Genomic DNA, 21,456 nt, shown 5'->3' with positions numbered 1-21,456 from the left:
CGGTCCCGCCCGCGATCCGGAGGTCCCAGTGGCTCGGCACGACGACCAGGCGCGGCGCGACGAGCTGTACCGCGATCCCTATCCGCTCTACGAGCGGGCCCGCCGGGCCGAGGGGCTGACGTACGTGCCCGAGTTCGACGCGTGGCTGGTGGCGCGCGACCGGGACGTACGGGAGGTGCTGCTGCGCGCGGAGGACTTCTCCTCGGCCCATGCGCTCCTGCCGGACATACCGCTCTCGGAAGCGGCGCTCGGCGTCCTGCCGCGAGGGTTCGGCCCCCGGCCCACCGTCGTGTCCAGTGACGGCGCGGCCCACCGGCGGCACCGGGCTCCGCTGAACCGGGGGCTGTCCGCCGCCCGGGTGGCAGCGCTGCTGCCGTACGCCCGGACGTGCGCGAGCGAGCTGGTGGACGGCTTCGCGGCGGACGGGTCGGCGGAGCTGGTGGAGGCGTACGCCCGGCGGCTGCCCGGGATGGTGGTCGGACGGCTGATCGGCCTGGACCCGGCGGACGTGCCCGCGGCCGTGCACGGCGGCTACCGGGCCGAGGAACTGCTGTTCCGCCCGCTGTCGCCGGAGAGGCAGGTGGCCGCCGCCGAGGACGTGGTCGCGCTCCAGCACCTGCTGGACGGGTACGTCCGCGACCGGCGCGAGCGGCCCCGGGACGACATGTGCTCGACCATGGTGGCCGCCCTGGCCCCCGGTGACAGCGAGCTCACCCTCGAACAGCGCCACGAACTGGTGACGAGCCTGCAGAACCTGCTGATCGCCGGATTCCTCACCACGAGCGCCCTCATCGGCACCATGCTGCTGCACCTGCTCGGCGACCGGCGGCAGTGGCGGATGCTCCGCGCCGATCCCACCCTGATCCCGGCGGCGGTGGAGGAGGCCGTCCGCCACGACACCGCCATCCAGGCGTTCCGGCGGACCACCACCCGGCCGGTGACGCTCGCCGGGGTGAAGCTGCCCGCGGGAGCCACGGTGCTGGTGGCGTACGGCTCGGCCAACCGCGACGAGCAACGGTACGAGCGAGCGGGCGAGTTCGACATCACCCGGCCCGCGAACCGGCAGCACCTGGCCTTCGGGTACGGGACCCACGGCTGCCCCGGTTCGCAGCTGGCCCGCGATCAGCTCCGTCTGACCCTCGAGCTGTTCATCCGTCGCATGCCGGAGCTGCGACTGGACCGCGACCGTCCCCGGCCGCAGATGCGGCCGACGCTGATCCACCGCTCACCGCAGGCCCTGTACGTCACCTGGTGACACGGCGGCCATTCACTCGTCCGAGCTGCGCGGGGTGCGGGTGTGGATGTGGATGTGGATGTGGCGCCGGCCGGGCCGCGGCCTGCCCGCCCTTGTCTCCCGCTCGCCCCGCCGCCGGTTGCCGCCGGTTGCCGCCGGTTGTTGCCGGCATGTGGCGGTCTCGTGATGGCGCTCGTACTCGGCAGGCTTCCCTTCAACCGCCGGGGAGCCGGGATTCACCCGTGAGCACGCCCGGCCCCGCCGAAACCGGCACGGGCAGGGCAACCCCGCAGGGATCCATGACGTCCTCACGTACAGGACGCGCCGCCCACGGGGCGGCGCGTGTACCGCTGAGAGGACCACGTGATGAGTGAGAAGGCCCGGCGCCTGTTCGACGCCCTCGACCTCGACCAGGACGGCACGCTGACCCGCGCCGAGGTCATCGGTGCCCTGCGCTCCAAAGGTCCGACCCTCGCGGCGCAGGGAGCCATCCCCGTCTGGGGCGTCGGGGACAGCGACGACTCCTCGGCGCTCTTCGACGCGGCCGACCAGAACGGCGACCGCGTGCTGACGTTCGAGGAGTTCGCGGCCGTGGTCGACCGGCGCTTCGGCTGGTAACGGCGGACCCGCCGAGCAGGCCCCGCCGTTCGACGACCGCGGCCTGCGCCGCCAACTCCCCGGGTCGGCGCGGCGGTCCGGGACCGGGTGAGGCGGGGCCGGTCCGGTCCGGTCCGGTCATTGGGTACGCTCTCGGTTGACTTCGGGGCGCCGGCAGGTGTGCTGGATCGCCGCAATCAGAGATGGGTCCCCATGGGCAGCGCACCTTCCGCCGATTTTTTCCAGCCGCTCAAGGCGGACGACCCGGCCGTCGTGGGCGGCTACCGCCTGGCAGCCGTGCTGGGCGCGGGCGGCATGGGCAAGGTCTACCTCTCCTACACACCGGGCGGCCGGCCCATCGCCATCAAGGTGATCCGGCCCGAGTTCAGCGAGGACCCCGAGTTCCGGCGGCGCTTCCAGCAGGAGGTGCGGGCCGCGGAGCGGGTCCAGGGGCTCTACACCGCACCGGTCATCGATTCGGACACCGAGGGCGCCCAGCCCTGGCTGGCCACGGCCTACGTGCCGGGCCCCTCGCTCGCCCACGCCGTGGCCCGGCACGGCGCGCTGCCGGTGCGCAGCGTGCTGCTGCTGACGGTCGGGGTCGCCGAGGCGCTGCACGTCATCCACGGCGCGGGCATCGTCCACCGGGACCTGAAGCCCGCCAACGTGCTGCTCGCCTCCGACGGCCCGCGCGTCATCGACTTCGGCATCGCCCGGGCCGCCGACTCCACCGCCCTGACGAGTACCGGCGTCAGCGTCGGCACGCCGGCGTTCATGGCTCCCGAACAGGCCTCGGCCGGGACGGTCACCCCGGCCACCGACGTCTTCGCCCTCGGGCAGATCGCGGCCTTCACCGCGATCGGGGCGTCCGTCTTCGGCGACGGGCCCTCGCACGCGGTGCTCTACCGGATCGTGCACGAGGACCCCGACCTCAGCGCCCTGCCCGAGGAACTGCGACCGGTGGTGACCCGCTGCCTCAGCCGCGACCCGGCCGACCGCCCGACCCTGACCGAGGTCATCGAGCTGTGCAACGCGGCCTCGGAGGCACCGCTGCGCCAGGGCGAGGACTGGCTGCCGCAGGCCGTCGCCGGTTCCATCACCGAGCGGCTACGGCTGCCCGCTCCGGCGCCGACTCCCGCTCCGGCACCGGCTCCGGCTCCGGCACCTGCTCCGACTCCGACCGAGGTCGCGGCGCCGCAGCCCCCGGCCCCGGCGGTACCCGCCGCGCCCGGGCACATGCCGACCGATGTGGCCGCCGCGGCGCCGACGCAGACGGCTCCGGCGCCGGGGGCTCCCGGGGCCGTACCGCCGGGATACCGGACGCCGCCCCCGTACCCGCAGCCCTCGTACCCGCAGCCTTCGTACCAGCAGCCGCCGCAGCAGCAGCCCCCGTACACCCAGCCCTCGTACGCCCCGGGCCACAGCACGCCGCCGCCGTTCCACGCCCAGGGCTTCGTTCCCGGTCCGCCCGCTCCGCCACGCCCCAAGCGGACGGGGCTGATCGTCATCGGGGCGGTCGCGGCGGCGGTCATCGGGCTCGCGGTCATCGGGTCCCTGCTGCCCGACGGCTCCGAGAAGGGCGGCGGCGACAAGGCGTCCGGCGGCGGTGCCTCTTCGGGTGCCGCGCAGAAGCGGCCCGACCCGCAGCCGGTCTCGTACCAGGGCATCGAGGTGCCGCAGAACCACCAGCTGATGTTCGCCGACAACCCGCCGCGCCCGGCCGAGGAGCCGACCGGTGCCGGGGTGCTCTACGGCCACGGAGACCTCTTCTACTACCGGGACACTTTGTTCGGGGACGAGAAGTTCGGCACCGCGAACGGCAAGCTCGTCCTGCTGAACAACTCCGAGAAGGGCTCCTTGGAGACCTGCCGCGCCGTGACCCGCTTCACGGAGAAGATCGGCCTCGACCAGCTCACGGACGGCTCGCAGGTCTGTGTGCTGAGCAAGGCCGGCCACATCACGCTGGCGACCTTCCGCGGCAGGTCGGGTGTGAAGGAAGAGACCAGGTTCATCACCGTCGACCTGACGGTCTGGCGCAATGCCGAGGCCGCGGCGAAGGACTAGGACGGGCATCCGAGTCGCTCCCCTTCGGTGCCTTCGATCCCGAGGAGGCCTTCGTGGAGCGGGAACGCCTCGTCCCTGAGGTCGGTCTCCGAGCCCGCCGAGCTCGCGGAGATGGACGCGCTCTGCGCCTACCTCCACGTGGTGGAGACGCCCAGTTCTCCTTGGGTCGCGTCCGCGGTGCCGCCCCTGCGCAAACCGGACGCGGAGGAGCGCGCCGCGGCCGCCGCGCGGCTCGATGCGGCGGGCGCGCCGACCGCCGACCAGCGGCTGCTGCGCGTACTCCTCGACGACGACCAGCCCGCGTTCGAGCAGGCCCTGACCGGCCGTCTCCTGGAACACCGCGACGGCGCCGGTCCGGATGCCGCGCCGCGGACGCTGCTGCCGGTCATGGCCGTCGCCCTGGCGGCCCTCGCCGTACAGGCACACGGCCGGGAGCTGAACGTGCGCTCCGGTTACCTGCCGACGGGCCTCCTGCGCGCCCCGGGCCGGTAGGGCTGCTGGGGTGTGTGTGACAAACGATCACCGCGTGTGTCTTGGGTGCTTGGCGCAATCACTTGTCGCGCCGGCGCCGGCCGGCGAATCTGGGTCGATGCCAGGACAGGGGAAGCGGAAGCGGCGGCAAGAGGCTGGGAGGCAGCGGCCGGCTGCTCGCACTGCGCCGGACGCAGGCCAGTGGGAAGTGGTCCTTGAGACAAGGGACCCGGCGGAGCTGCGCGCGCATTTGCGCCGTCTTCGGGAGACGGGGACCGACGAATCGCCCGTCCGGATCGACACGCTGTGTCGGCGCCCTGTGGAACAGAGCACCTACCGGCTGAGCCGGTTCGTGGCAGACGCGGCGCGCGAGTCGGACCGCGAGCCTTCTGGCCATTGATGCTGTGGCGGGCCGAGGGTGTGCTGCGGCGGCTGCGGACCGGGGCGCCGTGGCGTGATCTCCCGGAGCGGTACGGCCCGTGGCAGACGATCTTGAGCGGGTCGCTCGCTGGGAGGCGGACGGGGCAGCGCCCGGATGCGCAGCCTCGCCCTCGCCGGATCCACGACCAACCCTGCGAGGGGGCCTGCAAATCGTCTGCGGATCAGCCGTCAGGCTTGGCTGACGGCGGCCACGGCGGCCACGGCGGCCGGGAGGACGGCGGGGCGGTCGAGGAATGCGAGCACGGCCCGCTTCTGCGGGAGGTACACCTCGGGCAGGTCGATCTCCGGGAGGGTGATCTCGCCCTGCCGGACGAAGCCGAGCCGGTTCAGCAGGGCGAGGGCCTTGTCGTTGGAGGCGTCGGGCTCGGCCACCGCGCGCAGGACGGCCGGGTCGCGGAAGGTGAACCGGATGAGCGACCCGATCAGGGTCCTGCTGAATCCGGGCCGGGGGCGGCCGGTCACCGGTGCCAGCATCAGGTGGACGCCGATGTCGCCCTCCCGCACCGCGTAGCACTCGCTGACCCGGTCCTCGGTGGGCTCGTACGTCTGGAAGAGCGCCACGGGCTCGTCGTCCAGCCGGACCATGAACGCGTGGTGCGTGTCGCGGCGGTCCACGTCCTCGTAGATCTCCTGGACCAGTTCCCGGCTGACGCCGTTCATGCCCCAGAACCGCGCCCGCTCCTCGACGACCCAGGCGTGCAGCACGGCGGAGTCCGCGACGGGGTCGACCGGGGTGAAGCGGACCGTGCCGAAGCCTTCGACGGTCTCGGTCAGGACGTCCGCGCGCGGGGAGACGAGGGGAGTGGACTCGGGTCTCATAAAGGTTCCGTTCTGCTCGGTCGGCAAGGACCGGCGGGGGTGGAGGGCGCTCGCACGGCCCAAAGTTAGGCTGCCCTAACTATAGGCACCTCCAGAAGGAGCTCCGGAGGGGGCCGGGCCGTGGAGGGTGCCGGGCGCCCTGGACGAGGAGGAGCTGATCGTCATTTAAGATTCAAGGCGGCCGTCGGGCTGCGGCTCGTCGCTCTGCGCGGCGGCTGCGGAACGGTCAGGCCGACCGGTCGAGGAGAGCAGCCTGAGTCAAGGCCCTGGTCCGGACGGCGACCACATGACGCTGATCATGAAGATCCCGGGGAATCGCGTGAGCGCCGGCGTGCGTCTCAGTGGTGTGGGGCGCCCAGCCCACCCGCCCACGAACAGAAGACCCCCAGGGAGAAGTGAGGTATGCCAGTGATCTGCGTCGGAGGCATGATCGGCATCGGCAAGACGAGTGTGGCCGAGCTGCTCGCCAAGGAGCTGGGCAGCGACGTCTTCTACGAGAGCGTGGAAGACAACCCGATCCTTCCGCTCTTCTACACGGCGAGCCCCGAAGAGATCCAGGCGAAGCGCTACCCCTTCCTGCTGCAGCTCTACTTCCTGCAGACCCGGTTCGCCTCGATCAAGGAGGCGTACAAGCAGGGGGACAACGTCCTCGACCGGTCCATCTACGAGGACTGGTACTTCGCCAAGGTCAATCACGACCTGGGCCGGATCAGCTCCCTCGAGATGCAGGTGTACGAGGGGCTGCTGAACGAGATGATGCGCGAGATCGACGGCCTGCCGTACCGCAAGGCACCCGATCTCATGGTCTACCTCAAGGCGGACTTCGAGACGGTGCTGCACCGGATCGGACTGCGGGGCCGCGGTTTCGAACAGGACGAGAGCCTCGTCGAGTACTACCGGACGCTGTGGTCCGGCTACGACGACTGGGTGCACAAGCACTACTCGGCCAGCGAGGTCCTCGTCATCGACATGAACCACACGGACGTGGTGAACAACCCCGAGGACGCGGCCCGCGTGGTGCAGGAAGTCAAGGACGCCCTGGCGACGGTCGCGCACCGGGTCTGAGCCTCCCCGGTTCCTGATCCTGCCGGCCAGGGTCGCTGCGGCCCGGAGGCGAGGCTGTGGCCGGACGGGCGGGGCACCGTCCGGGCGCAGGCCCTGCGGCGGGCCCCGGCCGGCGGCCCTCGGCGGCGGCCTCCGGGCGAGCGGTTCGTACACGACCGGTGCCGCCCGGGCGCCGACAGTGCCGTCATGACCCCGTCCAGCGAAACCCCCGGTCCTCGCCGTCAGGCTTCTGCGGCCTCCGCGGCTGCCGTGCTCTCCGGGTCCCGGCCCCGCGACGCCGCGCACCCTGCCCGACCGTTCACACCGGCCGCGGGCCGCTTCGCCCCCACCGGTTTCTACGACCCCGTGGCCGCCCTGCGTGCCGGTGAACGGAACCCTCCGGAAAACACCGCCCCGGTACCACGCGTACCCCTCCCCCACCCCGAACCCCGGCCCCAACTCCCGCCCCACACCCCGCACCCCGCACCTGGTCGTCGCCCGTCCCCGCGCGCCCAGACTGCCGGAGTCCCGGCCCTCGCCCGGGGTCCGCTGACGGGCGCACGTACGCTGTGAGGGCGCCCGCTGCCTCCAAGTCCTTGCCCGGGCGGTCGAACTCGTCGACGATGCTTCCAAGCCACGGCCTTCCGGATCCCACCGGGCCCGGCCGGGGCAGGGGAGAACAGGGGAAACAGTGACAACGAACAGCAATCCGAAGAAGCGCCCGATGGCCGCAGCGGCACTCATCCCGCTCTTCGTGCTCGCAGGGCTGCTGCTGGGCCCGGCGGCAACCGCCTCGGCGGCCGCTCCGGCGGCCCGGCAGGCTCCTGCCGCCGCAGCGCTTGCGCACAGTGGCCTGCGCGCCGGCGCCGGCGTGGCAACCGGTGTCCACGCACCGACGTCGTCCCAGGTCAAGGCCACCACCGGGAGCAAGAAGGGCAAGAAGACCAAGAAGAAGAGCGGGCTGTTCAAAAAGCTCTTGATCGTCGTGGTCGTCGTCATCCTGCTGCTCGTCGTCCTGTACGTGGTCCGCCGGGCTCTGCGCCGCAGGTCCGCCTAGTAGCGCCGGCCGCCCGGAGGGCGGGCCCCGCAGCGTCTGGCGCCCTGCCTCGCAAGGCGGAGGGCCGCCCCTGTACTGGACGTACTCGGGCGCGCCCGACAACCTGGGGGTCCCCCGGACGGAGTCTGGGGGACGAGGTGCGGTGCCAGGCGCCGCGGGGCAGGCGGGGCTTTGCGGACACGGCCTGGGAAGCGGCTACGGCTGCGCGAGCAACCTGTCGATCCGTGCGCGGATCTCCTCGTCCTGGAGGACCGCCCGGTAGTCGCCGTACTCCGAGAACCGGCGGTCCGCGGCCGCCAGTGCCGTGAGGGCTTCCCGGACCGGTGGGGTGAGGGTTCCGTGGTGCGTGAGCGCGTCGAGGGCGGTGGGGAACGTCCAGTGCCACTGCCCGGCGGCGGCGAATGCCAGGACCATCGCCTCTGCCCGCGCCGGCTCCGGCAACGGCGGTTCCCACGGCTGCGGGTACGGCGCGGGCTCACCGGGCAGCAGCGGGTTCTCCCCCCACGCGCGGAGCACCTTGCGGAGGTCCTCGACCAGCCACCCCGCGCGGGAGACCTCGTCCCGAAGGGCTTCCCGTACGGCGGGCAGAAGCACTGCGGCGTGTGCGCGCAGCGGCCGGAGGACGTCGGCGACCTCCGGCAGCCGCGGTTCGCCCGGGAAGAAGCCGTAGCCCTGCACCTCCCGGTAGGGCGCGACGAGGCGCTCGACGAGCCCGGGCAGTGCGCGAGGGTCCCCGATCCGGGTCAGGGCCCACCGCGCGTGGTCACCGACGGTGCCGTCGAAGAACTTCGATTCTCCGGGGTCGTCGAGGAGCGCCGCGAGCCGGTCGGCGTGCGGTGCCGCCCTGGGGCCGAGCACCGCCATCAGATGCGCGGCCTGGTGGCGCACGTCGTCGTCCGGGTCGGCCAGCAGCCCGGCCGCCAGCGGCAGCACGGCCGCTTCCACGGAGGGCCGGGCACCAGCAGGCGCCACGCCTCGTCCAGCGCGCACCGGCGCAGCTCCGCATCGCCGATCCGGCTCCCGGTCCCGGCCAGGGCGGTCACGAACGAGGTCGCCACCGCCATGTCGAGCTCCAGCAGTTCCACGACCCGGGCCGCGACGTCATTGCGCTCGTACGGGCTTTCGCGGTCGAAGGTGTACCAGACCTTCCCGAACTCCGGGGCGAGCGCGGGATCTGCGAGGATCTCCAGCAGCATGGGGTGGGCGCGCAGCGCCACCCGCGGGTCCAGAGGTGCGGCGGCGATCACGGCCGCCACCCGCAGCACCGGATCCTCGCCGTGCAGGAGACCGTCCAGCACGGCCCGTACCCCGGCGTTCTTCGGCCCCGTGGGGTCCCCGGCGTTCTTCGGCTCCGTGGGGCCCTCTGCGGCCCGCTCCCGAACGTCCGTCCCCCGTCCGGGGAATCCTGCCAGTGCGGGCGAGCATGCGGCCAGGCGATCCCTCAGGCGGACGGCCCGGTCGGACCGCCGGGGCCGGGCAGCCGACGGAGTTCGAGCAGAACCATCGCGATCTTCACTGCGGTGGAAATCGTCAGGGCCTGGAGGAACGGCATGCCCGTCAGCCACAGGGCCACCATCATGACCGTGAGCACCAGGAACGCCGGGAGCAGGTTGGTCCGCCTGATGGCGGTCCGCAGGTGTCCGGCTCGGCTCCGATGCCGGCCCACCGTACCGATCGGGCACGCGGCGACGCTCTCTTCTTCGGCATGCTGCATGGACTGCTGTCCCTTCCTCGTGGTCGTCCCCGGGAACGAGCCTCGGGCCCGCCCCGGCGGGCTGCCACTGCTGCCACCCGCCCCGCCGCCATCCGACGTACAGGTTCACCTCACCGGCCCAGGTCCGCAGCGCCCGCCCCCGGGCGACCGGGGCGCTTGGTGAGGAGCCGGCGCGCGCCGAGTAGCCTTGGCGGTCATGATCGCGAATCAGTGCCGTGCGGCGACGAAGAAGGGCGAACGGTGCCGGGTCGACGCGCGACCGTCGGGACTGTGCCACACACATGATCCCGTGGTGCGGTGCCGGGTACCGAACGCCAAGGGCAAGCCGTGCGTGATCGCGACGGGCGGCGGCCCGTGCCACCGGCACGAGGGACAGCAGCAGGCCTCCGTCGAGGCGGCCATGAAGCTGGTCAGGCTCTACGAACTGGCCGGAACGGATCCCCTCTTCGCGGTCGAGCAGCCCGCGGACGAGGATCGCTGCTCGCCTCCCGAGGCCACGACCACCGCGGAACCGGGTGGGACTCCGCTGTCGCTGGCGTTCGTGGCCCGCACCCTCAACCTCGGCTGAACGAACGGTCCTTGGCAGGACCGTCCGTGGCCGTCGGACCCCTGGTCGTGTCGTACCGTTCCCGTCGATCCGTCAGGACACCGGCCGGACGAGGCCGCCGGACACCTGCCGCAGCGCCGCGGCCAGTCGGTCGCGGGCCTCGGTCTGGGCAGCGATGCGTTCGTCGAGGACCACGAGCCGTTCCACCGCGACGCGCAGACCTGTGACCGAAGGCTCCGCCGCCGCTACGTTTCCGTCCAGACACGGGGCGAACACCCGTACGTCCTCCAGCGTGAGCCCGGCGGCCAGCAGGTAGCGGATGTTGCGCACGCGCACCGCCGCCCGTTCGTCGTAGACCCGGTAGCCGTTGGCCGCCCGCTCCGAGGAGATCAGCCCCGCCTGTTCGTAGTGCCGCACCGCACGGGCCGTCGTCCCGGTCACCTTCGCCAACTCGCCTGTCCGCACCTCTGCCACCTCCGGTGGCCACTCCTATCACGCCACCACAGCCCCGCCGTCGACCGGGAGTACCACTCCGGTGACGAACGACGCCCCGGGCGCGGCAAGCCGGGTGATCGCCCAGGAGACCTCCTCCGGTCGGCCGATCCGGCCCATCGGGGTGTGCGCCAGCTGCCAGGTGCGCACCGCCGCCATCTGCTCCGGTGCCAGGCCCTGATGCTCGCCGATCGGGGTGTCGACCGCACCGGGGGCGACCGCGACCACCCGTATCCCCCGGGGCGCCAGCTCCACCGCCCAGCTCCGGGTCAGCAGTTCCAGAGCGGTCTTGGTCGCCGCGTAGACCGAACTGCCCGGCCAGGCCCGCTGGCCCACCGAGGTGCTGACGTTGACGATCACGCCCCCGGTGGTCTCCAGAGCGGGCAGTGCGGCTTGCGCCAGCAGGATGGGCGCGACCAGGTTGGTGGCGATCTGAGGCGCGATCATTTCGGGCGTGAGCGCGCCGAGCGCGCCGCTGCGCACGATGCCCGCGTTATTGACCAGCACGTCCAGCCGGCCGTGCGTCTCCAGCACCCTCCTGACGATCCGCTCGGGCTCGCCCTCGCCCGTGATGTCGGCGGCCAGCGGGGTGATCCGGGCCCGGTCGGCGGCGGCGGTCTCGCCGAGCGGTTCGGCCCGACGTCCGACCGCGATCACGTGGGCACCCTCGGCTGCGAAGGCGCGAGCGGTGGCCCGGCCGATCCCGGTGCCGGCCCCGGTGACGACGACGATCCTGTTGTGCTGCCGTTCGGCGTTGTTGTCCATGCCCGTCATCGTTCAACCTTGCCGCCAGTGGCAAGGTCAAACTGCCGGTCGGCCAACGCCCCACGGCAACTGACATGATGGCCGGATGCCCACTTCGCCCTCTGCCCTTACAGATCTGTGGTTGCGCGGGGTCGCGGCCAACACGGGAGCCCCGGCCGGCGTCCTGCTGCGACTGCTGGACCCGGCCGCCGGGGAGGCCCGGCAGATCCTGTGCGAGAAGCGCCCGCTTCCCCAGGAGGTCATGGACGTGGTGGTCGCGCACTCGGACCACAAGGTGCGCCGGGCCTTCGCCCGCAACCCCCACGTCCCGCCGGCCCAGCGCGCCCGTCTGGTCAAGGACCCCCACTGCCTCGTCCGCGCGAGTGTCGCCGGTGGACCCCGCCCGCGCCTACGGCAACCCCGGCCGCTGCCCGACGACGCCCTCATATTCCTGCTGACCGCCGAGGAAGCCGGCGAGACCGGACTGCTCACGGCGAACGAGATCGCGTCCGAGCTGGTGTCCTCGTGTCAGATACCCAGTTCCTTCATGCGCAGGATGCTCAGGCACGAACTGCCCGCACTGCGGATCTACGCGTCGGGGCCGTGGTCCTGGCTCACCCCCGAGCAGCGAAAGGTCCTGCTGGCGGACCCGCATCCGGACGTCCGGGCGTCCGCCGAACGTGGCGCGCGGACGGAGGACCCCGCGGCCATGGAGGCAGACCTTCCGGAGCATGCCTGCCATCACCGGTGGTCGATCCTCATCAACTACGCGCTGTCGGAGGCCGTCGTCGAGGCGTCCCTGGCCGATCCGGAGTGCCGGTGGGCCCTCGCCTGCAACCCGTACACGCCCCGCGACGCCTGCGCCCGGCTCGCCCGTGACGTCGACCCCCGGGTCCGCGAACGCGTCGCCGCCCGGGCCGACCTCGATGCCGCGCTGTGGGCGGAGCTCGCCGAGGACCCCGACGAGCGGGTACGTACCCGTGCCCGGGTACAGCCGCTCCCCCGCACCAAGGCACAGTGCGAGGCCGTCGACCACGAGATGAGCGCGGGCGCGGACGACTGCAGCTGCCCGATCCTGGAACCGTACGGCGAGCCGGACCTGGAGTGGTACCGGGAGTGCGCGGTGTCCGAGCAAGTGATGCTGCGCCGGGCCGCCGCCAAATGCGCGACGCTCCCCGCCGACCTGGTGCGCCGGCTGGCGGAGGACCCGGACGAGGACGTACGTCACCGGCTGGCCTCCTGGCACCCCCTGGCCCCGCCCGCGATCGTCCTCGCGGCCTTCGTCGCCCGCCCCGAGCAACGCCCCCACCTGCTCATGCAGTCCCGGTTGCCGCGGACCGGCCTGGCCCACCTGCTGGGGCACGAGGACCCGGAGGTACGGGCGCTCGCGGCCGCCGATCCGACCGGGCGGGCGCCGGTGGAACTGCTGACGGATCCGGACGAGCACGTCCGCCGGGCGGCCGCCGCCAACCCGCTCTTCTCCCGGGACACCGTGGAGACCCTGCTCCAGGACCCGGCAACCGCCGAAGGAGCGGCGGCCAACCCCGGGCTGCCGGCCGTACGGTTGCACGCCCTGCTGGACTCGGCCCGTCTGCCGCGCTGACGGGCACGACGGCGGTGGACGTCCGTCCGTGCCTCCGTGCCTCCGTTCGTCCGTTCGTCCGCTGTCAGGAGGGCGCCGGCCCGTGGGCCGGCGCGCCGCCGAGCACCGCGACGGCGGCGACCACGCGGTCCCAGAACCGGCCGGTCTCCAGGGTCACGGCCACGCGCGCGTTGTCCGGGCGCCCCATGGAGCGGTGCAGGTCCACCACGGTGGCGCCGCGCGTGTACCGGCCGTACAGCTCCACGGCGACGTGGGCGTCCACGCAGCGCACCAGCCCGGGATCGATGACCCGGGCCACCGCCACGGGGTCGTGCAGGGGTGGGCTGGGGAACCCCCACAGCTCGCGGTACGTGGACCCGAAGAAGGTCAGCAGGTCGGCGCAGGTCCGCCCGAGAGGCGTACCCAGGGCCACGAAGCGGGCCACCACTTCGGGGGTGGCCAGTGCCTGGTGCGTGACGTTGAGCCCGCACATGGTGACCGGCACCCCCGAACGGAAGACGATGTCGGCGGCCTCCGGGTCGGTGAGGATGTTGAACTCGGCGGCCGGGGTCCGGTTGCCGCGCTCCGTCGAACCGCCCATCAGGACGATCTCGCGGATACGGGAGGCGTCCTGCGGGTACCGCGTCAGCAGCAGGGCGATGTTGGTCAGGGGCGCGGTCGGGACGAGGGTGACGGGCTCGGGATGCTCGGCCAGCAGCCGGTGGATGAGGTCCACGGCGTGCTCCGGGACCACGTCCACCGTGGGCGGCGGGAACATCGGCCCGTCCAGTCCGGTGACCCCATGCACGTCGGCGGCCACGCCGAGCGGCTGGACGAGCGGCCGGTCGCAGCCGGCCGCGATGGGGACGTCCGTGATCCCGGCGACCGTGCAGACCCGGCGGGCGTTGAGCGTGGTCTTGTCGAGGGTCTGATTGCCCGCGACCGTGGTGACGGCCAGCAGGTCCACCGCCGGGTCCCCGGCGGCCAGCATGATCGCGAGGGCGTCGTCATGGCCGGGATCGCAGTCGATGATCATCGGGACGGGCACGTCACTCCTGGCGCTGCGGGGCGTGGAACTCCAGTGTGCCGCCGGGCCGGTGCCCTGACCACACCGCCTCGCCCGGACCGCGGTGCGGTCGGTCCACCGCCTGCCCACCGGACAGGAGTGCGGGAGACCCCTCACACCCCCGAACCGGCCCTGAGAGGGTCAGACCTCGAAGGGCGCAGCTTCTTCGGGCACGGAGAGGGAAACTGCGGGCGGCTGACGCTTCGTCGCCTCCGGAACCGACGGTGCGAGACCGCTCCGACGAACCCACAGGAGGCATCCCGCCAGCAGCGCGGTGCCTCCCAGCAGCCACGGCACCGGGCCTGGCGGGAGGACCCCGACGACCAGGCCGGTGAGTGCTCCCGCCAGTTGCAGGGCGAGGGACTGGACCGACAGCGCGGTGGCCCGGCCCGCACGGGTGACGCGGCGGTGCAGGATGTCGTTCTGATTGGGTCCCGCCGTGCCGAGTCCGAGGTAGAGCAGGCCGTAGCCGGTGGCCGAGAGCGCCAGGGCGCCCGCTCCGGTGGACGCCGCGGTGGCGGCGAGCAGAAGCAGCCCGCTCGCGCCGGCGCCGAGGCCCACCATGACCGCGCGCTCGCCGCTGCCGACCAGTCGGGCGGTCAGCGGCGCGAGGTGGCTGCCGAAGCCGGAGCAGATGAATCCGGCGCAGGCCAGTACGGCGAAGAGGACCGCCCCCGACTCCGACGCGCCGGTGACGGCCGCAGCGCGTCCCGGCATGAGCAGTTCGATCGTGACCAGCGCACTGCCGGCCGCACCCGCGCCGAGGAACACCCGGCGGACCAGCGTGTCCCGACCGCCCAGACGCAGTCCGCCCACGACGGTGGCCGGGACGCCCCGGAGTACGTCGCGCAGGGCGGCCGCCGGCCGGGGCGGCTCGGGCAGAGCGGTCACGACGTACAGCAGGAAGGCGATCTCGACCGCGGCGCCCAGCAACAGCGGTACGGACAGGGCAGTACCAGCCCGGAGGAGGCTTCGCGCAGCCCGGCGCCAAGGTCCGGGCCGACTCCGAGCAGCCAGGGAAGGGCGCCGCCGAGCAGGGTTCCCGCGGCGAGCGCGGCGGAGGTCGCGGAGGAGCCGCCGGCCAGGCCGGGGCGCAGATCGGCGCCGGGCCCCGCGTCCGCGTGGACGGTGTCGACGTACCAGGCTTCGGCCGGCCCGCTGGACAGGGCACGGCCCGCACCCATCAGCACCATGCCCAGGGCGAGCGGCCAGGGAGCGGAGCACAGACCCAGGAGGACCAGGGCGGTCAGGTTCAGCAGGCCGGCGGTGAACAGGACGGCGCGGCGTCCCAGGACGTCGGCCAGTCCTCCGGTGGGCAGTTCCAGTGCGGCCGCCGTCAGCGAGTGCGCCGCGAACAGGCCCGCGATCGTCGCCGCCGTCATGCCGCGCTCGGTGAGCAGCAGGATCAGCGGGGCGAGGCTCAGGCCCAGCGGCAACCAGAAGAGCGCGCAGACCGTGATGTAGCGGCGGCGTGCGGTGGATATGTCCAGCGGCCTGGTCATGACGCGTTCTCGGCGTCCGTCGCCGTCGCCGCCGGGCCCGAGACGTCCGGCTCCGCGGCGGAGTCGCGTGGCGCGAGGGGCAGTGCTGCGGTGAGGAGTACGACCTGCGCCGCGCGAGGATCCCCTGCATCACGAGCGGTCAGTTCCCCGAGCTTCCGGGCGAACGCCTCCCGGAGTTCGGTGAGCGATTCGGGCGTCAGACGGGGCATCAAGTCGCTGATCCCGGCGGGCTCCACCCACTCCGGCGGCAGCCGTCCGTCGGCGATATCGGCCTCGTGCCGGACGAGAGACGCTTCCAGGTGCTCGATCTGGGCCCTGCGAGACAGGCTGAGCAAGGCGCGGCTGCCCGGTGAGGATTCCATCGACTTGTTGCTCCAGGCGGTCACGGAGTGCACCGCCTGCCACCGCCGCTCCCGGCCGTCCCGGTGCTCTGCCTCGGCGACGAACGCGTACTTCGCCAGGACGCGCAGGTGATAGCTGGTGGAAGCGGACGACTCCCCGGTCCTGACCCCGAGCTCACTCGCGGTGGCCGGGCCGTCCTGCCGCAGCAGCCCGAGCAGCCGGATGCGCAACGGGTGCGTGAGGGCCTTCAGGGCTGCGGCGTCCCGCTCAGGATCGAGTACGCGTCTCTGTTCTTCGCTGACCATGCAGGGAGGCTAGAGCCCTCGGAAGCTTTCCAGAAGTATTTTTGCAGAATTTCTTTGGGGAAGGGCCGCCACCCCGCCCGGGAGGTGGCGGCCGTTCGCGGGACGTCGCGCCGCGCGGCGCATCAGGCGCGGTCCGGTGGATCGATCAGGCTTCGGGGTCGAGGGTCCGGAGGTCGTAGAGGTAGGAGCGGTCGTCCTTGAAGCTGCGCCAGACGGTGGCCGGGGGGTCGGGTTCGTCTCCGCGGCCGTTGAGCGGATGGGCGGTGACGAGGCCGTCGGCGATCTCGCAATGCCAGCCGTCGGACGGCGACCAGACACACCACACGTGCCCGTCCGTCCGGCGGAAGGCGGGGCGGCCGTTGCGCTCGCCGTCGCGCTCGAAGTGGTGGCGGAGCCCGTCGATGTGGCGCACGAAGGTGAAGGATGAAAGTGCCGTCATGGCTTCCGAACTGTAGGGGACGACGCTGCCGGAGGTTGAGAGTCTCGGTCGGGCGAACGGCTGAGCACATGATCGCACCGAGGGAGCACGCCGATATGATCATCGCCGACAGCGCGCCGGTCCTGTCCGGTGACGCTCGCGTGCAACGCCCGGCTGAGCTATCGGCCGTTGCCGTTCCGCCGGCGCCGACGCCGGCAGGGGCGAACCCGGTGCCGGGCGCGAGCGGCGCCGAGTGCCTGGACGACAGCGGACCCGAGGTGTGGCTGACCGCCGACACGTACTACACGCACGACGGCGGTCCGCAAGCCGTGATCGACCACTATTGGGCCGCGGCTCCGGCCGCGGGCTGGAAGGCCACCGGGCCGCAGCCGAAGACCACTCCCGGCTATCTCCTCAAGGACCTGTGCTTCCGCAGGGAGCTGGACGGGAAGCCGACGGCAGAGGGGACCGCTTCTGTCGTGGCCGTTCGTGCGTACCGGCGCATCGTCGGCCGGGCCATTCGCGGGTCCTCAGTACAGCAGGATGCGGGTCACGATCACCTGTGGCGGGACCGCTTCCTTGGCGATCACGTACTCGACGACGCCCAGCGCCCCGTCCTCACCGAGCGGCAGAAGCCGGCACTCCGGCCAGTCTTCCGCCGCTGTGCTGCCGGCGACGAGTCCTCGGGTCTCGCCGATCTCGACCATCGCGGCCACGATCGGGCCCATCGCCCAGGGCGGCAGCGCAGGGTCGATCATGAAGGAGGTGACGTCCTCGGACAGTACGCACGGCAGGCCCTCGGAGCCGTCGTCGAAGGTCTCACTCAACGGGCAGTCCCGCCGCCCGTCGCCGGTCGAGCATGTCCTGCACCGCGATCGTCGGTGTCGTTCCCGCGAGTGCGGCCTCGACCCGGCGCTGCCGGCCCGGATCGGATTCGAGCATCGCGCGTCCCCACCAGCGCAGCAGTACGCCCTTCGCCTCTTCCGGCCGGGCGGCCAGGAGTTCGGCGTAGAATTCCTTCGCGGCCTCCGGCGTCAGCGCGTCGGCGATGCCCCTCGCATTGCGCGGGACTCGCTCCGGCTCGTGCCGGTGAATCGGCTGTGCGGTCATCGGCCGCCCCTTTCCTTCTGCTCAGAGTCTGCCCTGCCGGCACCCTCACGGTCGACCACCGGGGCCGGATCGGCGCCTTCCGGCAGATCCGGGTCACCGACGGCTCTGCGCGGCCGGCCGGGCCGGCACCACGATGTCGGCGCACCACGGCGTCGGCGCACCACGGCGCCGGCATCACACGCTGACCACGGAAATGTATGTAGTCCACGGCCACCACCACCTCCGTATGATCCTCCGCATGTCCTGGATACGCCGCCGCCTGCGCCGCACCGAGCCCCGCGCGGGCCGACTGCCCGATCTCGACTTCCTCGCCCTGGTCCGCGACGCCTTGGAGGAGGTCGCCCCCGGCTGTACGGCGGGCGCCGAGCTCAAGGGCAACTCGCTGCTCAGCCAGCAGGGTTGGGCCGTCGCTGTCGGACCGGCGGGGCACGGGGACGACCGGCACTACGACCTGATCGCCTTCCCGGACGTGAGCATCCAGCCCGACGTGCCCTGCTTCGTGGACTGCGTCGTAGTGGTCACCACGGAGCGCGAAGCGGCCGGCCTCTGGGCCCGTTCCGCCGGCGTCTGCCTGCTCGAGCTGCTCGAGCTGCTCGACGGGCGTGAGGAGCTCGCCGGGCATCGGGGTCCCGATGACGAGCACGGCGTGCCGGGGTGGCGGTCCATCACCTCGGGCGTGCTGGCCTACGGGCTGTCCGACCGGGAGAACCTCCGCCTCCAGAAGGCACTGGTGGAGGCGGACGTACTCCGCGAAATCGCCGACACCTTCACGGCCGACCTGGAGTCACCCTGGTTCAACGGTGTGCGGGTCTTCTACGGCGGCGCCCCAGGCGCCGTGGAGGCCGAGGTCCGGGTCAACGGCGAGCGGCACGAGGCCGCGTCCGCCGCGCTGGCCGCGCTCGGCCTGCCCGAGCCGACCGTCTTCACCGTCGCCCGCTCCTTCACCCTGGTGCTGCCCGTCGGCTCCGGCGAGGAGGGGCACGGCAACGCGGCCGGCCGGTGCGGGTGCGACTGCGGCGGCACGTTGGACCCGGAGCATCCCGGCTTCGCCCACCCCCTCCCCCACCTGATCGCCGCACTCTCCCCGGCCGAGCGGGCGGAGCGGGTCACCGCCGACACCGGCGCGGTGATGGTCGCCCGAGGCATTGGCAACTTCCTCAAGGTCCGGCTGCCGATCCGCCTCGACGACGGCCGCACCGTGGTCCACCTGGCCTGGGTGCGCCTGGCCGCCGAGGCGATCGAGGACTACACCCGCCGGGTGCACGACGGCACCTTGGAGGGGCACCGCTTCGAGGGCCTGTTCGCCAACGCCATCGAGCCGTGGGGCGAGGAGCTGCTCCAGGCACCCGTCCTTCTCGGCGGGCAGCGGGAGGCGGCGGACGGCTCGATCCGGCCCAGCGAGGTTCTCGACTCCGAGCACCCGCTGCTGGCCCGGATCCTGCGCGAGAGCTGGCCGGCCGAGTTCGTACTCGGCGACGGCGCCCCCAGGCCGGCCCGCTCCTGAGCACCCGCCAGTTGCGCACTCGGTGCCCCGTAGTGCGGCGGACTTGCGGGGCATCGGCCGTCGGCGCCGCCCTGGCTCGGCCCGTCCCGCTCGGCGAGTACGTGCGCCGACCAGGCGTCGCATAGCGGACGTTCGTCCACAGGGACCGGTGGGACGGCCGAGCCCGGCGTACGGTCGACAGAGCGGCCGAGCCTCGCCCGGCGGGGCCGGTCCTCCTCGACGTCCGACCCGAACGGGAGCCCGCCGATGCGCCTGTACGCACAGACTCCAGCACGTCGGAACCGCCAGATTCTCGCGGACCTGATCGCGGTGGTCCTGATGGCCGCGGCCGTGTGGTTCGCCCTGGCCGTCCACGATGCCATCATGCTGCTGGCTGAGCCCGGCCGGAGGGTCGAAAGCTCGGGCGACAGCCTCGCCACCGAGCTCGGCAACGCCGGCGACGCGGCCTCGAACGTGCCGTTCGTCGGCGACCTCCTGAAGAAGCCGCTCCGGTCCGCTGCCGACGCCAGTTCCGGGATCGCCGACGCCGGACAGTCGCTCCAGGACGCCGTCAGCCAGGTGGCCAACCTGACCACACTGGCTCTGATCGTTGCCCCGGTGGCCGTCGTACTGCTGCTGTGGCTCCCCGCGCGCCTGCGCTGGATCCGGCGCAGCATCACCATGCGGCGCCTCCTCGACGCACCCGGAGGCGCCGACCTGCTCGCCCTGCGCGCCCTCACCGGACGGCTGGGCGACCTCGCGGCGCTCCCCACGCCTCCAGGCGGTCTCGCGGACGCTTGGCGGCGCGGGGACCGGCAAGTCATCGCCGACCTCTCCGAGATCGCCCTCAGGCGGGCCGGCTTGCGGCCCTGACGGGCGAAGAAGCCGAACGTCAGGCGCGCGGGTGGCCCGGGAGGGAGTGGAGGCGGCGGTGTTCGAGGGCTGCGGCGAGGGCGTAGGCCCCGCCGCCCGCGACAGCGAGGAGCCAGTAGAGGCTGGGAGCGGTGAGCGAGAGGGCCGCGGTGGAGGTCAGGGCGAGCCAGATGCCGAGGCCGTAGTGCAGCAGGTTGCGTCGTACGGCGCCCTCGGCGAGATAGAGCAGGCCGACGATCAGGCCGGAGCCGGCGGGCCAGAGGACGGACTGGAGTTGCGGCTGGTCGAGCACGGATGTGAGGCCGGTGATGGCGAGGAACAGGGCGGTGAAGGCGGCGATCCATGCGGCGCCGAGCAGCTTGCCGGACAGGATCTCCGGTGGGGTGGCACCTCGTTGCGCCCGCAGGGCGGCGGCGGTGGTCAGGACGGGCGAGAGCGGCGGGGGCGACGGCCGCGGCTCCGACGCCCTGCACGGCGCGGGCGGCGATCAGCAGGCCCGGAGAGCCGGCCAGCCCCGCCGCCAGGGAGGCCCCCGCGAACACCGCGAGGCCGGCGAGCAGCACCCGGCGACGGCCGAAGAGGTCACCTGCCCGGCCCCCGGCCAGCAGCAGCGCGCCGAACGCCAGGCCGTAGGCGTTGACCACCCAGGTCGTGCCGCCGTCCGACAGGCCCACTCCGGAGCGGATCTGCGGGAGCGCCACGTTCACGATCGAGGTGGCCAGCATGACGGTGAACTGCGCTGCGGCCAGGGCCGCGAGTGCTGCCCCCTGGCGGGGTGGGGCGCCGGGCCCGTCCTTCGTGCGTCCAAGGTTCATGGCGCCCAGACTCGATGCGGACGGTGTCCACTATCCAGGGCCGGCGGGGGCGATCACGGTTCAGTGCTGTCCGCCCCTGTCCACTCGGCCGACTCCGCCTCGGGCTCGTGATCGGTGGAGTCGGCCGCCGGTGCTACGCGTGCTACGGCGGGGACGGCGCGCGCCGTGCCCCGCCGTGACCTCGGAGGCCCGGACGGGCTCCGGTCGCTCAGCCCACGCGTTCGATGCGCGCCCGCCGGATCAGGTTCTTGCCCGGCTCCCGCACCTTCTCGAACGCGGCGTTGTTCAGCAGGACACAACTACCCGACGGACCGTTCACCGCCACCGTCGTCGACTGACCGTTGTCCAGATTCGTCACCTTCAACTTCGTCCCCACCGGGAACGTCCCACTCGACGCCGCCGGCGCACCACCCTCACCCGACAACGTCACCGTCGACCCCGGGCACACCACCTCACCGGTCGCCGGCGGCACCTGCGCACCCGCCCCACCGGACGCACCCGCCGCAGGAGCCGCAGGAGCCGCGGGGGCCGCAGGAGCCGCCGCGTCACCGCCACCACCCACCCGCTCGATACGCGCCCGCCGGATCAGGTTCTTGCCCGGCTCCCGCACCTTCTCGAACGCCGCATTGTTCAGCAGCACACAACTACCCGACGGACCGTTCACCGCCACCGTCGTCGACTGACCGTTGTCCAGATTCGTCACCTTCAACTTCGTCCCCACCGGGAACGTCCCACT

General features: G+C 72.7%; 23 protein-coding genes and 3 pseudogenes. 11 read left to right on the top strand and 15 right to left on the bottom strand.

The features are described 5' to 3' along the window. Positions 1 to 28 precede the first annotated feature (28 nt). The 5 genes and pseudogenes from ACZ573_RS31945 to ACZ573_RS31925 all read left to right on the top strand — a co-directional run. Positions 29 to 1,255, top strand: a complete 1,227-nt coding sequence (locus tag ACZ573_RS31945) for a cytochrome P450 (protein WP_471310978.1) — start codon at positions 29 to 31, stop codon at positions 1,253 to 1,255. A gap of 345 nt (positions 1,256 to 1,600) precedes the next feature. Further along, positions 1,601 to 1,852, top strand: coding sequence for an EF-hand domain-containing protein (locus ACZ573_RS31940; protein WP_471310975.1), 252 nt, complete (start codon positions 1,601 to 1,603; stop codon positions 1,850 to 1,852). Positions 1,853 to 2,044: 192 nt separating this feature from the next. Beyond that, positions 2,045 to 3,895 (top strand): serine/threonine-protein kinase, encoded by a 1,851-nt coding sequence (locus ACZ573_RS31935; protein ID WP_471310972.1) that lies wholly within the window; start codon positions 2,045 to 2,047, stop codon positions 3,893 to 3,895. A gap of 27 nt (positions 3,896 to 3,922) precedes the next feature. Then, positions 3,923 to 4,387, top strand: coding sequence for an Imm49 family immunity protein (locus tag ACZ573_RS31930; protein ID WP_471310969.1), 465 nt, complete (start codon positions 3,923 to 3,925; stop codon positions 4,385 to 4,387). Between the two features lie 396 nt (positions 4,388 to 4,783). Next, positions 4,784 to 4,890 (top strand): annotated as a pseudogene (locus ACZ573_RS31925) (transposase); the annotation flags it as partial. Positions 4,891 to 4,975: 85 nt separating this feature from the next. Here ACZ573_RS31925 and ACZ573_RS31920 read toward each other — a convergent pair. Beyond that, positions 4,976 to 5,626, bottom strand: a complete 651-nt coding sequence (locus ACZ573_RS31920; RefSeq protein ID WP_471310966.1) for a GNAT family N-acetyltransferase — start codon at positions 5,624 to 5,626, stop codon at positions 4,976 to 4,978. Positions 5,627 to 6,028: 402 nt separating this feature from the next. Between ACZ573_RS31920 and ACZ573_RS31915 the strand changes: the two genes are divergently transcribed. After that, positions 6,029 to 6,691 carry a deoxynucleoside kinase gene (locus tag ACZ573_RS31915; RefSeq protein ID WP_471310963.1) on the top strand — a complete coding sequence of 221 codons (663 nt, stop codon included), beginning with the start codon at positions 6,029 to 6,031 and terminating at the stop codon, positions 6,689 to 6,691. 703 nt (positions 6,692 to 7,394) lie between these two features. Then, positions 7,395 to 7,727, top strand: a complete 333-nt coding sequence (locus ACZ573_RS31910) for a hypothetical protein (RefSeq protein WP_471310960.1) — start codon at positions 7,395 to 7,397, stop codon at positions 7,725 to 7,727. A gap of 195 nt (positions 7,728 to 7,922) precedes the next feature. Here ACZ573_RS31910 and ACZ573_RS31905 read toward each other — a convergent pair whose 3' ends face one another. The 3 genes from ACZ573_RS31905 to ACZ573_RS31895 form a co-directional block, all read right to left on the bottom strand. Next, complete coding sequence (locus ACZ573_RS31905; RefSeq protein WP_471310957.1) at positions 7,923 to 8,672, bottom strand: HEAT repeat domain-containing protein; 750 nt, start codon at positions 8,670 to 8,672, stop codon at positions 7,923 to 7,925. Beyond that, positions 8,591 to 9,025 carry a hypothetical protein gene (locus ACZ573_RS31900; RefSeq protein ID WP_471310955.1) on the bottom strand — a complete coding sequence of 145 codons (435 nt, stop codon included), beginning with the start codon at positions 9,023 to 9,025 and terminating at the stop codon, positions 8,591 to 8,593. Before ACZ573_RS31900 ends, ACZ573_RS31905 begins: the two co-directional genes overlap by 82 nt. 143 nt (positions 9,026 to 9,168) lie before the next feature. Then, positions 9,169 to 9,441, bottom strand: coding sequence for a hypothetical protein (locus tag ACZ573_RS31895; RefSeq protein WP_471310952.1), 273 nt, complete (start codon positions 9,439 to 9,441; stop codon positions 9,169 to 9,171). A 196-nt stretch (positions 9,442 to 9,637) separates the two neighbouring features. Between ACZ573_RS31895 and ACZ573_RS31890 the strand changes: the two genes are divergently transcribed. Then, positions 9,638 to 10,009, top strand: coding sequence for a hypothetical protein (locus tag ACZ573_RS31890; RefSeq protein WP_471310949.1), 372 nt, complete (start codon positions 9,638 to 9,640; stop codon positions 10,007 to 10,009). 72 nt (positions 10,010 to 10,081) lie between these two features. On the opposite strand, the gene ACZ573_RS31885 is transcribed toward ACZ573_RS31890, so the two are convergent. Next, positions 10,082 to 10,453, bottom strand: a complete 372-nt coding sequence (locus ACZ573_RS31885) for a MerR family transcriptional regulator (protein WP_471310947.1) — start codon at positions 10,451 to 10,453, stop codon at positions 10,082 to 10,084. Positions 10,454 to 10,480: 27 nt separating this feature from the next. Then, entirely contained in the window at positions 10,481 to 11,254 is a 774-nt protein-coding gene (locus tag ACZ573_RS31880; RefSeq protein WP_471310944.1) for an SDR family NAD(P)-dependent oxidoreductase, read from the bottom strand. 76 nt (positions 11,255 to 11,330) lie between these two features. Between ACZ573_RS31880 and ACZ573_RS31875 the strand changes: the two genes are divergently transcribed. Then, a complete protein-coding gene (locus ACZ573_RS31875; protein ID WP_471310942.1) occupies positions 11,331 to 12,827 on the top strand; it encodes a hypothetical protein in 1,497 nt (498 codons plus the stop codon). A 64-nt stretch (positions 12,828 to 12,891) separates the two neighbouring features. Here the strand turns inward: ACZ573_RS31875 and ACZ573_RS31870 are convergent, their stop codons facing one another. The 6 genes and pseudogenes from ACZ573_RS31870 to ACZ573_RS31845 form a co-directional block, all read right to left on the bottom strand. Continuing rightward, positions 12,892 to 13,854: a nucleoside hydrolase gene (locus ACZ573_RS31870; RefSeq protein ID WP_471310940.1), complete on the bottom strand. Its 963-nt coding sequence runs from the start codon at positions 13,852 to 13,854 to the stop codon at positions 12,892 to 12,894. 159 nt (positions 13,855 to 14,013) lie between these two features. Next, positions 14,014 to 15,374 (bottom strand): annotated as a pseudogene (locus ACZ573_RS31865) (MFS transporter). Further along, positions 15,371 to 16,021 carry a helix-turn-helix domain-containing protein gene (locus ACZ573_RS31860; RefSeq protein WP_471310938.1) on the bottom strand — a complete coding sequence of 217 codons (651 nt, stop codon included), beginning with the start codon at positions 16,019 to 16,021 and terminating at the stop codon, positions 15,371 to 15,373. The pseudogene ACZ573_RS31865 and the gene ACZ573_RS31860 overlap by 4 nt, the downstream one beginning before the upstream one ends. Positions 16,022 to 16,166: 145 nt before the next feature. Further along, entirely contained in the window at positions 16,167 to 16,460 is a 294-nt protein-coding gene (locus ACZ573_RS31855) for a hypothetical protein (protein ID WP_471310935.1), read from the bottom strand. Between the two features lie 509 nt (positions 16,461 to 16,969). Beyond that, positions 16,970 to 17,266: a hypothetical protein gene (locus tag ACZ573_RS31850; protein ID WP_471310932.1), complete on the bottom strand. Its 297-nt coding sequence runs from the start codon at positions 17,264 to 17,266 to the stop codon at positions 16,970 to 16,972. After that, positions 17,259 to 17,549: a hypothetical protein gene (locus tag ACZ573_RS31845; protein ID WP_471310930.1), complete on the bottom strand. Its 291-nt coding sequence runs from the start codon at positions 17,547 to 17,549 to the stop codon at positions 17,259 to 17,261. Before ACZ573_RS31845 ends, ACZ573_RS31850 begins: the two co-directional genes overlap by 8 nt. Before the next feature lie 238 nt (positions 17,550 to 17,787). Between ACZ573_RS31845 and ACZ573_RS31840 the strand changes: the two genes are divergently transcribed. Continuing rightward, a complete protein-coding gene (locus ACZ573_RS31840) occupies positions 17,788 to 19,053 on the top strand; it encodes a DUF6348 family protein (RefSeq protein WP_471310927.1) in 1,266 nt (421 codons plus the stop codon). A gap of 246 nt (positions 19,054 to 19,299) precedes the next feature. Then, a complete protein-coding gene (locus ACZ573_RS31835) occupies positions 19,300 to 19,905 on the top strand; it encodes a hypothetical protein (protein ID WP_471310923.1) in 606 nt (201 codons plus the stop codon). Between the two features lie 19 nt (positions 19,906 to 19,924). Here ACZ573_RS31835 and ACZ573_RS31830 read toward each other — a convergent pair whose 3' ends face one another. From ACZ573_RS31830 to ACZ573_RS31820, 3 genes and pseudogenes are all read right to left on the bottom strand, one after another. Beyond that, positions 19,925 to 20,197 carry a hypothetical protein gene (locus ACZ573_RS31830; protein ID WP_471310920.1) on the bottom strand — a complete coding sequence of 91 codons (273 nt, stop codon included), beginning with the start codon at positions 20,195 to 20,197 and terminating at the stop codon, positions 19,925 to 19,927. Between the two features lie 148 nt (positions 20,198 to 20,345). Beyond that, positions 20,346 to 20,720 (bottom strand): annotated as a pseudogene (locus tag ACZ573_RS31825) (MFS transporter); the annotation flags it as partial. Positions 20,721 to 20,928: 208 nt separating this feature from the next. Beyond that, on the bottom strand, positions 20,929 to 21,456 hold a 528-nt coding region (locus ACZ573_RS31820; RefSeq protein ID WP_471310917.1), incomplete at its 5' end, for an RlpA-like double-psi beta-barrel domain-containing protein.

It is taken from the genome of Streptomyces sp. NPDC040545 (assembly GCF_055595065.1).
This window is presented reverse-complemented; position numbering and strand designations above follow the sequence as displayed.

Bases quoted from the DNA above. Each gene is read 5' to 3' on its own strand.
- ACZ573_RS31940 (WP_471310975.1), top strand. From the start codon at position 1,601: ATGAGTGAGAAGGCCCGGCGCCTGTTCGACGCCCTCGACCTCGACCAG.
- ACZ573_RS31935 (WP_471310972.1), top strand. From the start codon at position 2,045: ATGGGCAGCGCACCTTCCGCCGATTTTTTCCAGCCGCTCAAGGCGGAC.
- ACZ573_RS31920 (WP_471310966.1), bottom strand. From the start codon at position 5,626: ATGAGACCCGAGTCCACTCCCCTCGTCTCCCCGCGCGCGGACGTCCTG.
- ACZ573_RS31915 (WP_471310963.1), top strand. From the start codon at position 6,029: ATGCCAGTGATCTGCGTCGGAGGCATGATCGGCATCGGCAAGACGAGT.
- ACZ573_RS31910 (WP_471310960.1), top strand. From the start codon at position 7,395: ATGGCCGCAGCGGCACTCATCCCGCTCTTCGTGCTCGCAGGGCTGCTG.
- ACZ573_RS31895 (WP_471310952.1), bottom strand. From the start codon at position 9,441: ATGCAGCATGCCGAAGAAGAGAGCGTCGCCGCGTGCCCGATCGGTACG.
- ACZ573_RS31890 (WP_471310949.1), top strand. From the start codon at position 9,638: ATGATCGCGAATCAGTGCCGTGCGGCGACGAAGAAGGGCGAACGGTGC.
- ACZ573_RS31880 (WP_471310944.1), bottom strand. From the start codon at position 11,254: ATGACGGGCATGGACAACAACGCCGAACGGCAGCACAACAGGATCGTC.
- ACZ573_RS31875 (WP_471310942.1), top strand. From the start codon at position 11,331: ATGCCCACTTCGCCCTCTGCCCTTACAGATCTGTGGTTGCGCGGGGTC.
- ACZ573_RS31860 (WP_471310938.1), bottom strand. From the start codon at position 16,021: ATGGTCAGCGAAGAACAGAGACGCGTACTCGATCCTGAGCGGGACGCC.
- ACZ573_RS31855 (WP_471310935.1), bottom strand. From the start codon at position 16,460: ATGACGGCACTTTCATCCTTCACCTTCGTGCGCCACATCGACGGGCTC.
- ACZ573_RS31845 (WP_471310930.1), bottom strand. From the start codon at position 17,549: ATGACCGCACAGCCGATTCACCGGCACGAGCCGGAGCGAGTCCCGCGC.
- ACZ573_RS31840 (WP_471310927.1), top strand. From the start codon at position 17,788: ATGTCCTGGATACGCCGCCGCCTGCGCCGCACCGAGCCCCGCGCGGGC.
- ACZ573_RS31835 (WP_471310923.1), top strand. From the start codon at position 19,300: ATGCGCCTGTACGCACAGACTCCAGCACGTCGGAACCGCCAGATTCTC.